Below are 12,203 nucleotides of genomic sequence, written 5' to 3'. Positions count from 1 at the left end.
TATTAAAGTGAAGCGTTGCGGTGAGCGATCAACTTGCGTACGGGGTAAACAGCCGCTAGGTACCCAACGGCAAAGACCAGTACAAGCACCACGAGTAGATCCGTCAGTCGTATAGCTACTGGATAAGGTTGCGACTCCAAAGCCAGATCGATCGTGAGCCACCCAAAGTGCATCTGGAGCAAGCAGAGGACGATGCCGACAGCTATACCACCGACGGCGCCGATGAGTGTCACCATCAGTCCCTCCAGCTGGAAGGTGCGTCTGATCTCTCGTGGCGTCTCGCCGAGTGCGTGTAGGATCGCTATATCCTCCTGCTTCGATATGAGGAGCATAGAGATACTAGCCATCACATTGTAGGCAGCTAGTAAGAGAATAAAGGCAAAGATGAGCGACGTGATCCACTTTTCGATAGCCACGAGACGCATCAAATGCGGCTGCTGCTCAGCGCGGTTGCGGACGAGGTACTCCTCACCCAGCTTCGTCGCTATTGCTTTCTGGATAGCCCCCTCGTCTGCGCCCTCATCCAGCTTTAGAGCTAGACCGTGCGCTTGGTTTTCGTCAAGCATCAGCAGCGAACGTAGCTCAGAGAGCGGGATGAAGATCGAGTTGTCGTAGACCACATTGTCGGTAAAAAGCACCGACACGGGCACACCCTGCGAGCGTCTCAGCGAAGTCATCGGCATGATCGGGTTGATGTATCCCTTGCGCTTGGGGAGCGTGATAATGAGCGGATCCGTGTCGTGCGCTATCGCGTTGAGGTTGATGGCTATCGAGGCCCCAAGATTGTATTGCCCAGGATGTATCGCTATGTCGCCACTGTACAGGTATCGCTCCATATTAGAGATGCGCAGATAGGCACTATCTACACCATATAGATGCGCCGCGGAGAAGCTCTCGCCCTCCGTACGACTTACCAGACCCTCGCCCCATACCAGCGGAGCGATCGATTCGATCCCTTTTATCGAACTAATCTCTTGGGTCACCACGCCTTGGTCCAGGGGTGCTTCGTCCCCCTTCGTGATCAGTAGCTGTGGATCCAGTCCGACCACCTTGTCGAGGATCATCTGCTGGTACCCATTGTAGATAGATAGCACGCAGATCATCGTCATCGACACCACGGCGATGGCCAGCACGCTCACGCGGGTGACTATATTGATAGCACCCAGCTTCTTGTGGGCAAAGAGGTATCGCCAAGCGATAAAGAAGGGCAGACGCATCGTGTGGAGCTAGCGAAAAAGTGAGCTAGAGAGCGTAAGCTATTGCTCTAGTAGCTTGTCGATACGCTCCAGATAGTCTAGCGAGTCATCTATATGGTACTCCATCTCGGGGATGACTCGTAGCTGCTTGCCTGTGCGCTGTCCCAGCTCGTAGCGGTAGCTACCAGCGTTGTCCTGTATGTACTTAAGAAGTTCGTCAGCACGCTCTGAGGGGAAGATACTCAGGTAAATATGAGCTCTGCTCAGGTCGGAGGTGACACGCACTAGGGTGACGCTCACGAGCACTCCCCGCAGTTGCTGCGTCAGTGGGCGAAATATCTCTCCCATCTCCTTCTGTATCAGTCGTGCTATCTTCTGTTGTCTTCTTGTATCCATAGTGTCATCAGTCGTTATGCATACAAAGATAGCAATTAGTGAGATACCAAGAGGGGCGGTGGTGATTGAGAAATTAGCCTTATCTTTGTGGTTGAGAGAGGGAGGAGATCTTTCGTACCCCCTTCAGTACTACTAATCTAATAACCCTATAACGAACCTATGAAAAAAATTCTATTTATAGCGCTCCTGATGACTTGCAGTGTAGCTCTCTTTGCCTCTTGTGGCCAAACGAAGGACTGGCACCTCAGTGAGCAATGTATGAAGACCCTGAATGATCGCTATGCCAACGCCCGCATCCTAGAGGTGGACTACGACGATGGCATGGTCGAGGTGGAGATACGGCACGATAAAAAGAAAAAGGAGGTACTCTTCACCAAGTCCTGTGAGTGGGTCTCCACGAGCTGGGAGGTGGCTCAGAGAAACGTCCCTGGAGTCGTCATGAAGGCACTCCAACAGAAGTATCCCAATGCACGTATTGACGATATCGACTTCATCGAGATGCCTCAGGGCTCTTACTATCGCTTTGAGATAGAGTGGCGAGGTGATCGTGATGAGTACGTCTACATCACACCTCAGGGGGTGATCACCGAGGTACGCGTCTATCACAAGTAATCCGCTAGACACAACATAGCAATAACGCACAAGGCGGGCTAGACCACGTGTCTAGTCCGCCTTGTGCTTGCTGTTGGCTGTTTGCTAGAGCTATCGGAGTGAATCAGAGCCATCGGAACGATCTAATCCCTAACCTCTAATCCGATATAAGTTTGACTTATTAAGGGAGCGTCTGGGCGTAGCTGAGTGTGGAAGGTATGGTTGGCCATCCCTCTTTGATCTGCTCTACGAACTGTGTCAGGGCGCCTAGGAACTTGAGGTAGTAGACCGACTGGTGCGCGAGGATGTGCTCTAGAGTGTCCTGAGCATAGGGTGTCTGTATACTGCCTCGGTGATTCATATTGCGACAGAGGTAGATCTCCTTGAGGAGCTTGGTCTGCTCTAGGTAGACACTATAGTCTGAGTTCTTCATCATAGCTTTGTAGCCTACGAAGTAGACGACAATGCGCATCTTGTCGTTGGCGGTTTGCTGGCTCAGTGGTGTCTTGCACTTAGTGCTGGCCTTATCAGAGAAGAGTAGCCGTGCGATTGTGTAGGTTGAGTCGGTACGATTTGCAACGGAGAGCTGGTCATCCTTTAGTCCTCGGCTATTGACATAGGCTGAGCAGTGCCACATGGCGGGGATGAGACTCTGCAGGGAGGTGTCGGCAAAGAGACAATTTGTGATATGCTCTAGCTGCTGGTATAGTGCTAGTGCAAAGTCTCCAAAGCACCCCTTGCGTCTGAAGGCCTCCATACGGCAGAAGTCCTCTACGAGACAGTCGTTTTGTAGCTCGCTCGGCATATCTGCATAAAACTCTTGTGCCTGGCGCTGGACTACCTTAGCGATACAGTACTCGTATATCTCCTCCAGCTGCTCCCCGCTAGCGGTAGATAGCTCTGCGACGGGAGCTATCGATAGATGCTTGCGAAGCTCCTTGTCGAAGGCTTTGTCCTGAGCGCATAGGCGGACGATCTGTGCGATGATTTTTTGCTGCTTGTCATTCATAAGTACTATTCGCTGAGTAGGTCTGCTAGGTCTTGGGTCAGCTGATCTAGGTCGACGGGTGGAGCGGGATGGTGGGTCACCTTGTCCTGGCGATGTATGAGCCAGAAGTGCTGCCCCTCAGGTGAGAGACAGTGTGAGATGGCGAGAGCCTCTTTGTGCTGCTCCTCATGGGGTGTCAGCACTTTATTGACAGAGGCCAGCACCTTATGTCCGCCTAGGGTAAAGGTCGCATATCGGTGAGAGGAGGTGGCGGCGGAGTCTGTCTGCTCCTGAGGTGTGGAGTGGAGGATCTCCACGAGCGTATGGTTCTTTTGCTCAAACTCTAGGAGAGGTGTCGTCTCTAAGTAAGCGATGCTGTGCGTCATATTGCGTGTGTCACGGAGCTGTCCTGTGAGGCGGTCAAACTGTGCTTTGAGCCGTAGGTAGACGGAGTCGCTCTCACCCTTGACCATCTTGAGGTACAGGAGCTTGCCCTCGATAATGTTGGGCATCTGAGGCATTCCCTTCTTGAGATGCCCTTTGTCTGCCTGATACTTGGGATAAAACCTACTGCAAGCCGTATCATAGCCATACCGCTCCCAAATGTATAGCAGGTTGCGCAGGTCTCGTACATAGTGCTGTGAGACATTGAGCTTGTCACTGACGATGATCCCCGTGACCTCTTGGCGGGCACCTCTCTTCTGTAGTCGTGTCTTCGACTGATTGATGACAAATCCCTGCCCCGTGATGATGCGCTCTAGCTCTCTCCTGAAGGCGCCGTCTGGCTGATATACGTGGTGCATAGAGCTAAACGTAATATCATCGGCGTAGCGTGAGTAGTGGAGTCCGAAGCGCCGAGCGAGTCCAGCTAGTCTCCTATCGAGTGTGTCGCAGATCATATTGCTGAGGATAGGCGATGTGGGAGCACCCTGAGGTAGTACATACTGCACGTCGCCATCCGCTAGATCTACGCGCATAGCACATAGCCCTGCCAGTATGTTGGCTATGGGACGCTTGAGACCTAGAGGGTCTAGCTGTATGCGCTTCCAGACGCGTGCCTGGTGGATGCTCGGGAAGAAGTCTTGCAGGTCTATGTTGAAGACATATATCTGCCCTCTATGTAGGTCTGCATTGGTTACTACAGAGCGCCCCTCGGTAAAGCCCATAGCGTGAGGTGAGGGCGTGTAGAGTGCCTTAAATATCTCGTTGACGTACCGCAGGAGCAGCTTGAAGGTTTTATTCCTCGGAGCTGTGATCACCCGTGAGCCGCCAGAGCGCTTAGGGATCTTAAAGGTCCTGTATCGCAGCTCCGTATGGTTGGGGTTGCAGTAGTAGTTGATGTTGGTAGTAGTAAACGGGTGATACCTATCGGCCATACCCTCTCTCTCCATCTCATCCCACTTCATCTGGTTGAGTAGCCTGAGGAGATCCGCTTTGGTCTCCATAAGTCTTGCTTGTGTAGCTATGCTGTTTCGATCCATCTTTTTGTGGGGATTGTCTAGAGGGGAGGCATTGCAGTCGGGAGAGACAGACTCTATTTCCTTGTATAAAGGAGATCTTTAGATCTCATAATCATCAATCACCAATCACCATAATCATGATCATGATTGACTTCAATGTAAAAACATTGACTTTAACTACCAGCCATTGTTATCCCACAGGCTCATGGAGCTAGTGGGACATCATGCGAATACGCATGACAGAATCAAATCTGTATCTATCTCATCCGACTGTCAAAGACCTCGTCTTCGTCCGTACATCCAAGTGTATCGACTATCTCGATACGCCTCTTGAGGACAAAGGTACTACATCGTTGCGAACTCTATCTACGTAGTCGCAAAAGCACCCGTTAGCGGGGGTGGGGGCTAATCAATATTCCAGTAGATCTCTGGGTCGCCCTCGAAGGCATCGTTGATCACATCATCGCTATAGCCTGCTACATCCTGAGCATAGCTCCCTGAGTACTCACCATACTCACGACCGTAGTCGTCTAGATACCACATGTCTTCTTCGTTCATCATATTATCTTCTGTTTTACTGGTTATATTATCTTCCTTAACTATATCGGCAAAAGCGAGCTCTCTCACCATCTTGCCACTAACAAGGGGGATGCTCTGAGTATTCTTGCCGTAAAAGTTCCTAATCGAGTCATACTCCATCGGCACTACTAGCTCTCCAGTCTCATCGATGACGCCCCACTTCTTCCTACCTGCGGCATCATGCCCTATGACTCGTGCTAGTCCACGATCGAAGCCATCGATCCAATTGTACTCTCCAAAAGGAACCACCATCTCACCCGAGCTTCTTACTACACCATAATGATAATTGATGTCTTGCACCATGTAGAGATCCTGACTATCAATGGGTGGCAGAAGCGTGCGGTACTCGAGTGGTAAGACTATCTCTCCTGTACTGTCTATTAAGCCGTAGAGTGTCGTGAGGCGACCCTGGTGGATAATATCCTTTGCCACCTTGATATAGCCTAAGTCGTCTTTGTACCCTGGACTGTACATATCATACTGTGGCTTGACGACGACCTCTCCCTTCCTATTTACGAAGCCTATTTTCTTACATTCTAAGACATCGTATCGTATGAAGGGGATCAGCTGCCGATCATCAGTAGAGAGATCATATTGCTGTGCAGGGACGATGATAGCATCGTATTGGGGCTGTAAAGAGTATTTTTCCATAGTTGTTTTGATTACTTCCTTTACGTTGACATTGCAAAGGTAGGACGTGACTACGAACTCTATCTTCGCAAATTCTGATACACTTCACTCAGTGTCTCTACATATCTTGAGGCTTTGCTCTGGATCTCTTCAGGAGATAAGACTACAAGCTCTGCCCCGAAGCTGGTTAACTCGCGGATCAACTCGTAGTTTTCCTTACAGTAGATGCGAAAGTAGCTCCCCGCCTCAAGGGTGGGGTAGGCTGCTCGTAGAGACACGCTCTCCTCCTCTGTGAGTTGCTCCTGTGAGGCGTGGATTGGCTTCGTAAGCACATAGTCTCTCGAGACATTACTCACCCAAAAGATGATCTCATGTAGCGGACTATCGTCGTATAGCGTCACACCGATGATTTCATCAAAGTGATGCCAGACCTCCCCACTACAAGGCACATACAGGTGAGATGGCAGAGGGTGGCAACGGTCGATGCGATCTAGAGCAAAGGTGAGTAGCTTACCATCTTCCTCTGCGGCTGCCACTAGAAACCATCGACGATTGTACTCCTTCAATAAATAAGGGTGGATGGTCGTGGTGAGCTGCTCTTGAGGCTGCGCAAAGGTGTGATAGTGTAGCTCGACCACCTGCTGCTGAGAGATAGCGGTAAAAAGTTGCCCAAATAGGCTAGAGCTAGAGAGCGGACTCTTAGCAAGTGACACAATGCGCCTATCTACGCTACTCTCCACACTCAATCCTAGACGAAGAGACTCAAGATGATCCAGATTAGGCAGCCCGTCAAACTGACCCATCAGAGAGAGTGCCTCACGCAGCAGATACTTCTCATCATCAGAGAGTTCCTGCTTGAATATGGAAAACGACGGATCGGCATAGCGCAGGCAGCGCTTGGTGACACTCTTCTGCTTGTCTATGTTGTAGGCCGATACGCTATACCTGTCGATCTCGACCATAAAGGGACTGTCATACTCCAGATAGCGTATGTCCCCCTCGATAGTCCTTCTTACCACACCATTGGTGTCAGGGTCAATCTCGGCTAGTCGCCTATTGACCTCTTCGGTTAGATCATCGAGCGAATAGTCATGATACCGATTGCTCAGTAGCTCATCGAGTATCTGGTATCTAGTCATAGCATTCTTATTGACGGGCATACTATTTATGTTCTTTTGCTGAGCAAAGGTAGGAGCGTGTTACGAAGCCTATCTTCGCGTTTCTGTGGACTACTCAGCATGTCGCATATTATCTACCGAGTAGATGTAGCAAAGCTACTGATAATTTCGTTTTTGCTGTCCAGTTAAAGCTTTTTGAGAGAAGAGTTGACGCATTATAGACAATGAGTTCATCGATCTCTCCACTCCCCGCTTGTCGCTCATGTGTAGCTGTTGGCTGTTAGCTAGTGGTCGTGTAACCCGCTGTAGAGACGCACGGCAGTGTCCAGCCGGAGGGCGTCCGTCCCCGAACCAGCGAGACTATGCTGTAACTTTCGTTCTACAACGGACGCCCTCCGACTAGACACTCCCGTGCGTCCCTACAGGAAGTCGTCCGGGTGCGTCCCCACGTCGCCCTGCTGTTGGCTGGAGAATTTCAACGTCGGATCGTTACAATTATTTAGAGCTGGCTACATATCGAAACGGCGCTGTGTCGGGGAAAAGTGATTTCCACGTGGATATTTCAAAATCTCCACGTGGAGAATAAAAAATTCTTCGGAGGAATCAAATGAAACTTCGGAGGAATCAAATGAAACTTCGGAAGAAATGAATCGCGCCCACGTGGAAAAAGAAAAATATCCACGTGGAGATTTGAGATTTCCCACGTGGATATCCGAGAAAGGAGGGAATCGGACGAATTTCTCCGTAAAGATATGTAAATAGAGATTGGAGGGTAGAAGTTAGAGATTAGAGGGGTGACACATTATAATAGATAATACTTTTGCCACACCTCCCCCACACATCTACCCGAAAACGACAAAACGGGTACACGTTGTTTCTGATAGGACCTTGTTTAGTCCAGAAGATTTTTACTCTACGACATATAATAGGAGAGACGGTAGTCTTGCGATCTTAGCTCTCCTCGCGCTAGTAGGCGAAGCGCGATGACTGTGTGAGCCTACTCAGTGAGGAGGGTCAGGAGGCGGGAGCCGTCGGGCTGCGCCTCGATGTGGATGACAGCGGTGTCCTCGGGGAGCAGGGGGGCGATGACGTCGGGCCACTCGATATAGCAGCGAGCGCCTGAGCGGATATACTCGGCTAGGCCTATTTGGTCGGCATCTGCGAGGTTCTCCAGACGGTAGCAGTCTATATGATAGATAGTTTCGTCGGACTGAGTCGTATAGACGTTGACAATGGCAAAGGTGGGGCTATTGACCACCTCCTCTTCGCTGGCGCCATCGAGACGGCACAGCTCGTGAACGAGCGTTGTCTTGCCCGCGCCTAGATCTCCCTGGAGGGCGATGACGGGGTAGTCGGCAAGACGTGTGTGTACCTCCTGGGCGATGCGTGGGAGGTCGGCGAGAGATTGTAGTGTGAGACGCATATAGCTAATGGTATTAACGAGGCGTGAGCGTGATACAGGGCACGAGCATCTCCTCCATAGAGATACCTCCGTGCTGGAGCGTGTCACGGTAGTAATTGACGTAGTAGTTATAGTTGTTGGGATAGGCGAAGAAGTTCTGCTCGTAGCAGAAGACGTAACTGTCTGTCAAATGGTTGACAGGAAGACCTATATCCTTTGGTTTGCTGGGTGCGTAGGCCTCCTTGGCGTCGAAGGTGAGGCTTTGGCCTAGCTTATAGCGCAGATTGGTCGAAGTGTTGCGATTGCCGATGATCTTGACTGGCTTGCGGACGCGGACGGAGCCATGGTCGGTGGTCAGGATGATCTTGGCGCCCATCTGAGCGACTTGCTCGAAGAGCCGATAGGTGGTCGAGTGGCGGAACCAACTCTGCGTCAGGGAGCGGTAAGCGGCCTCGCTGCTGGCAAGCTCGCGGATCATCTTGCTCTCGGTGCGAGCATGCGATAGCATATCGACGAAGTTGAGGACGATGACGTTGAGCTGATTGTCCTCCAGCTCGTTGAGCTGAGCGAGGACTCGCTCGCCGAAGGAGGTCTCGTAGACCTTGCGGTAGGCGAAGCTGTAGGGCTTGCGGTAACGCTTGAGGAGGCTTGCGATCATGGGCTCTTCGTTGAGATTTTTGCCCTCTTCGCTCTCCTCATCGACCCATAGCTCGGGAAAGGTTTTCGTAATCTCTAGAGGCATGAGCCCTGAGAAGATCGCATTCCGCGCATATTGTGTGGCTGTCGGTAGGATAGCGGTGTACATGCCATCGTCGAAGGTGAAGAGTCCGCTCAGCATCTCCTGCACAGCGAGCCACTGGTCCCAGCGGAAGTTGTCGATGAGGATTAGGAAGACATGCTCGCCACGATCTAGCATCGGGAAGACTTTGTCTCGCATCAGCGTGTGGCTCATGAGCGGAGCGCGCTTAGGATTTTGTATCCACCCCTCGTACTCCTTAATAATGAACTTAGCGAAGAGTCTATTCGCCTCGTCACGCTGCGACTGAAGCGTCTCCGCCATATCGGGGAGGTAGTTGTCTACCTGCATGACCCACTTGGAGATCTCCTTATAGATAGCCATCCACTCGTCGATGGTGCCAGCACTATTGATCCGTAGGGATAGCTCACGGAAGGCTTGTATGTAGTTTTGCTGTGTAGCCTCAGTGACGATCTGCTCTCGGTGCAGTACTTTCTTGAGCGAGAGGAGAAGTTGGTGGGGATTGACCGGCTTGATGAGATAGTCGGCTATCTGACGGCTGATGGCCTCATTCATCAGGTGCTCCTCCTCGCTCTTGGTGACCATGACGACGGGGAGGTAGGGGTAGAGCGGAGCGATGCGTGCGAGCGTCTCTAGTCCCGACAAGCCAGGCATCTGCTCATCGAGGAAGACTAAGTCGTACGACTGCTCTTGCAGCAAGTCGAGGGCGTCGGCACCACTCACGCAGGGGGTGACCTGATAGCCGTGCTGCTCGAGGAATATGATGTGCGGTCTCAGGAGATCTATCTCGTCATCGACCCAGAGTATCTGTATTGCGGACATAGATGCGTAGCTTATTGTTGGAGTGATTACTGCTGGCAGTACCAGTCGTAGAGCTGGGGGATGCCGACGGCGAGAGGCGTCGTGGCGGTGTAGCCGAGGGAGGTGAGACGCGTCAGGTCGAGGAGCTTGCGGGGGGTGCCGTCGGGCTTTGTGCTGTCCCACTCGATGCGCCCCTCGTAGTGCGTCGCCTCAGCGACGAGCGTGGCCAGCGTGCGGATGGATACCTCTTCGCCCGAGCCGATGTTGATGTGCGTATTGCGGATCTCTCGCTCGCCGGCGGGGTATAGCTCCTCAAACGACACCCGCTCAGCAATGGTGATGCAAGCCTCCGCCAGGTCGTCGCTCCACATGAACTCACGCAGTGCCGACCCCGTGCCCCATAGCTGCAAACTGGTAGGCGTGATGCCGTATCGTGCTAGCTCTGCCGTGAACTCCTCCAGACTACTCTGCTCTGTCAAGCCCTCGAGCGGACGCTGCGCCACGTCCCGCCGTAGTGCTGCTAGGTCGCCACGGAGCAATACGCCCGCCAGGTGTAGCTTGCGGATCATAGCGGGCAGGACATGGCTATTGACTAGGTCAAAGTTGTCTTCGTAACCATATAGATTGGTCGGCATGACCGAGAGATAGTTCGTGCCGTACTGGAGGTTCATACTCTCGCACATCTTCATTCCTGCGATCTTGGCGATAGCGTACGGCTCATTGGTGTACTCCAGAGGTGAGGTGAGTAGCGCATCCTCACGCATTGGTTGAGGCGCAAGCCGAGGATAGATGCAGCTACTGCCGAGGAAAAGCAATCCCTCGACACCATTGCGCAGCGCAGAGGTGAGGACGTTTTGCTGAATCCCCAGATTGTTCATGATAAAGTCGGCACGGTAGGTCTGATTGGCCATGATCCCGCCCACATGCGCTGCTGCGAGGAAGATGTAGTCGGGTCGCTCCTCACGCATGAAGCGCTCTACCGCCACTGCGTCCAGTAAGTCTAGCTCTTGATGCGTGCGTGTGATCAAGTGCTGGTAGCCTCGTGCTTGCAGTTGGCGGAGTATCGCCGATCCTACCAAGCCGCGATGTCCAGCCACATAGATGCGGCTCTCAGGTGTCAATTGTTTCATAGCTTCTTACGCTCTTCTTTGGCAAATAGCTCTAGATCACTCTCGACCATACGCTTGACCAGTTCCTCGAAAGGTGTCATCCGTGGGTTCCACCCGAGGCGCTCTCGTGCCTTCGTTGGGTCGCCCAGGAGCGTCTCCACCTCAGCGGGACGGAAGAAGCTCTCGTCCACAGCGACCAGCACGCGCCCCGTGGCACGATCTACCCCCTCTTCGTGAAGCCCTTCACCTCGCCACTCGAGGTCGATGCCGACATAGCGGAAGGCGAGTGTGGCAAACTCCCGCACCGAGTGCTGCTCGCCCGTGGCGATGACAAAGTCCTCGGGCTTTTCGTTTTGCAGCATCAGCCACATACAGTAGACGTAGTCAGGCGCGTAGCCCCAGTCGCGGAGCGCATTGAGATTGCCTAGGTAAAGCTTGTCCTGCAGTCCCAGCTTGATGCGTGCTGCGGCCATTGTGATCTTGCGGGTGACAAAGTTCTCGCCCCGTCGCTCACTCTCATGGTTAAAGAGGATCCCGTTGACCGCAAACATGCCGTAACTCTCCCGATAGTTGCGAATGATCCAGTAGGCATAGAGCTTAGCGCAGGCATAGGGCGAGCAGGGGCGGAAGGGCGTCAGTTCATTTTGCGGAGTCTCTGCCACGTGACCATATAGCTCACTCGTGGAGGCTTGGTAGATGCGTACTGACTGGCTCATGCCTAAGATGCGCACCGCCTCGAGTAGTCTGAGGGTGCCGATGGCAGTCACATCGCCGGTGTACTCTGGCACGTCAAAGGAGACCTTGACATGGCTCTGAGCCGCTAGGTTGTAAATCTCCGTAGGGCGCACCTCTTGGATGATGCGTATGAGCGACGAACTGTCCGTCATGTCGGCCCAGTGCAGCTCTATCTTGCGTCTCTGACTCTGGTCACGCACCCAGTCGTCGAGGTATAGGTGCTCGATGCGCGCCGTGTTGAAGTAAGAGGCGCGGCGTAGCGTGCCGTGCACCTCGTATCCCTTAGATAGAAGCAGCTCAGCGAGGTAAGATCCGTCTTGCCCCGTGATGCCGGTGATAAGAGCTATAGGTCTAGACATAGATGTCGCATTATCGATTCAATCCCAAAGGTACGAAATTTGAATTTCCTCCATAGGAAATGGATTTGTCGTGAGACGAAGA

The 12,203-nt window shown here is 52.5% G+C and carries 11 protein-coding genes; 1 reads left to right on the top strand and 10 read right to left on the bottom strand.

Features of this window, described 5'->3' with window-relative positions:
* Positions 1-2 precede the first annotated feature (2 nt).
* Entirely contained in the window at positions 3-1,217 is a 1,215-nt protein-coding gene (locus tag Q2J34_RS03145; protein ID WP_300969246.1) for an FtsX-like permease family protein, read from the bottom strand.
* Positions 1,218-1,256: 39 nt separating this feature from the next.
* Positions 1,257-1,592: a 30S ribosome-binding factor RbfA gene (gene rbfA / locus Q2J34_RS03140; protein WP_025883509.1), complete on the bottom strand. Its 336-nt coding sequence runs from the start codon at positions 1,590-1,592 to the stop codon at positions 1,257-1,259.
* 159 nt (positions 1,593-1,751) lie between these two features.
* Here rbfA and Q2J34_RS03135 point away from each other — a divergent pair, with 159 nt between their 5' ends.
* Complete coding sequence (locus Q2J34_RS03135; protein ID WP_300969245.1) at positions 1,752-2,204, top strand: PepSY-like domain-containing protein; 453 nt, start codon at positions 1,752-1,754, stop codon at positions 2,202-2,204.
* A 160-nt stretch (positions 2,205-2,364) separates the two neighbouring features.
* Here the strand turns inward: Q2J34_RS03135 and Q2J34_RS03130 are convergent, their stop codons facing one another.
* The 8 genes from Q2J34_RS03130 to gmd all read right to left on the bottom strand — a co-directional run bounded on the left by Q2J34_RS03130 (position 2,365) and on the right by gmd (position 12,121).
* Positions 2,365-3,192, bottom strand: a complete 828-nt coding sequence (locus tag Q2J34_RS03130) for a hypothetical protein (protein ID WP_300969244.1) — start codon at positions 3,190-3,192, stop codon at positions 2,365-2,367.
* Positions 3,193-3,197: 5 nt separating this feature from the next.
* Positions 3,198-4,616 (bottom strand): reverse transcriptase domain-containing protein, encoded by a 1,419-nt coding sequence (locus Q2J34_RS03125; RefSeq protein ID WP_300969243.1) that lies wholly within the window; start codon positions 4,614-4,616, stop codon positions 3,198-3,200.
* 420 nt (positions 4,617-5,036) lie between these two features.
* Positions 5,037-5,861, bottom strand: coding sequence for a WG repeat-containing protein (locus tag Q2J34_RS03120; RefSeq protein ID WP_300969242.1), 825 nt, complete (start codon positions 5,859-5,861; stop codon positions 5,037-5,039).
* A 59-nt stretch (positions 5,862-5,920) separates the two neighbouring features.
* Positions 5,921-6,979 carry a helix-turn-helix transcriptional regulator gene (locus Q2J34_RS03115; protein ID WP_300969241.1) on the bottom strand — a complete coding sequence of 353 codons (1,059 nt, stop codon included), beginning with the start codon at positions 6,977-6,979 and terminating at the stop codon, positions 5,921-5,923.
* A gap of 976 nt (positions 6,980-7,955) precedes the next feature.
* The gene (gene tsaE, locus Q2J34_RS03110) at positions 7,956-8,381 is read right to left on the bottom strand and encodes a tRNA (adenosine(37)-N6)-threonylcarbamoyltransferase complex ATPase subunit type 1 TsaE (RefSeq protein ID WP_273474533.1); all 426 of its coding nucleotides are present in this window, start codon (positions 8,379-8,381) and stop codon (positions 7,956-7,958) included.
* Positions 8,382-8,394: 13 nt separating this feature from the next.
* The gene (porX, locus tag Q2J34_RS03105; protein ID WP_300969240.1) at positions 8,395-9,939 is read right to left on the bottom strand and encodes a T9SS response regulator signal transducer PorX; all 1,545 of its coding nucleotides are present in this window, start codon (positions 9,937-9,939) and stop codon (positions 8,395-8,397) included.
* 26 nt (positions 9,940-9,965) lie between these two features.
* Positions 9,966-11,048, bottom strand: coding sequence for a GDP-L-fucose synthase family protein (locus Q2J34_RS03100; RefSeq protein WP_300969239.1), 1,083 nt, complete (start codon positions 11,046-11,048; stop codon positions 9,966-9,968).
* A complete protein-coding gene (gene gmd / locus Q2J34_RS03095; protein WP_300969238.1) occupies positions 11,045-12,121 on the bottom strand; it encodes a GDP-mannose 4,6-dehydratase in 1,077 nt (358 codons plus the stop codon). The genes Q2J34_RS03100 and gmd overlap by 4 nt, the downstream gene beginning before the upstream one ends.
* Positions 12,122-12,203 lie beyond the last annotated feature (82 nt).

It is taken from the genome of Porphyromonas vaginalis (assembly GCF_958301595.1).
GTDB lineage: Bacteria > Bacteroidota > Bacteroidia > Bacteroidales > Porphyromonadaceae > Porphyromonas > Porphyromonas vaginalis.
The sequence above is the reverse complement of the archived record's forward strand: the minus strand, read 5'-3'. Positions and strand labels throughout refer to the sequence as shown.

Coding starts and splice junctions, on each gene's coding strand:
- rbfA (WP_025883509.1), bottom strand. CDS start 1,592: ATGGATACAAGAAGACAACAGAAGATAGCACGACTGATACAGAAGGAG.
- Q2J34_RS03135 (WP_300969245.1), top strand. CDS start 1,752: ATGAAAAAAATTCTATTTATAGCGCTCCTGATGACTTGCAGTGTAGCT.
- Q2J34_RS03145 (WP_300969246.1), bottom strand. CDS start 1,217: ATGCGTCTGCCCTTCTTTATCGCTTGGCGATACCTCTTTGCCCACAAG.
- Q2J34_RS03125 (WP_300969243.1), bottom strand. CDS start 4,616: ATGGAGACCAAAGCGGATCTCCTCAGGCTACTCAACCAGATGAAGTGG.
- Q2J34_RS03120 (WP_300969242.1), bottom strand. CDS start 5,861: ATGGAAAAATACTCTTTACAGCCCCAATACGATGCTATCATCGTCCCT.
- Q2J34_RS03130 (WP_300969244.1), bottom strand. CDS start 3,192: ATGAATGACAAGCAGCAAAAAATCATCGCACAGATCGTCCGCCTATGC.
- Q2J34_RS03115 (WP_300969241.1), bottom strand. CDS start 6,979: ATGACTAGATACCAGATACTCGATGAGCTACTGAGCAATCGGTATCAT.
- porX (WP_300969240.1), bottom strand. CDS start 9,939: ATGTCCGCAATACAGATACTCTGGGTCGATGACGAGATAGATCTCCTG.
- tsaE (WP_273474533.1), bottom strand. CDS start 8,381: ATGCGTCTCACACTACAATCTCTCGCCGACCTCCCACGCATCGCCCAG.
- gmd (WP_300969238.1), bottom strand. CDS start 12,121: ATGTCTAGACCTATAGCTCTTATCACCGGCATCACGGGGCAAGACGGA.
- Q2J34_RS03100 (WP_300969239.1), bottom strand. CDS start 11,048: ATGAAACAATTGACACCTGAGAGCCGCATCTATGTGGCTGGACATCGC.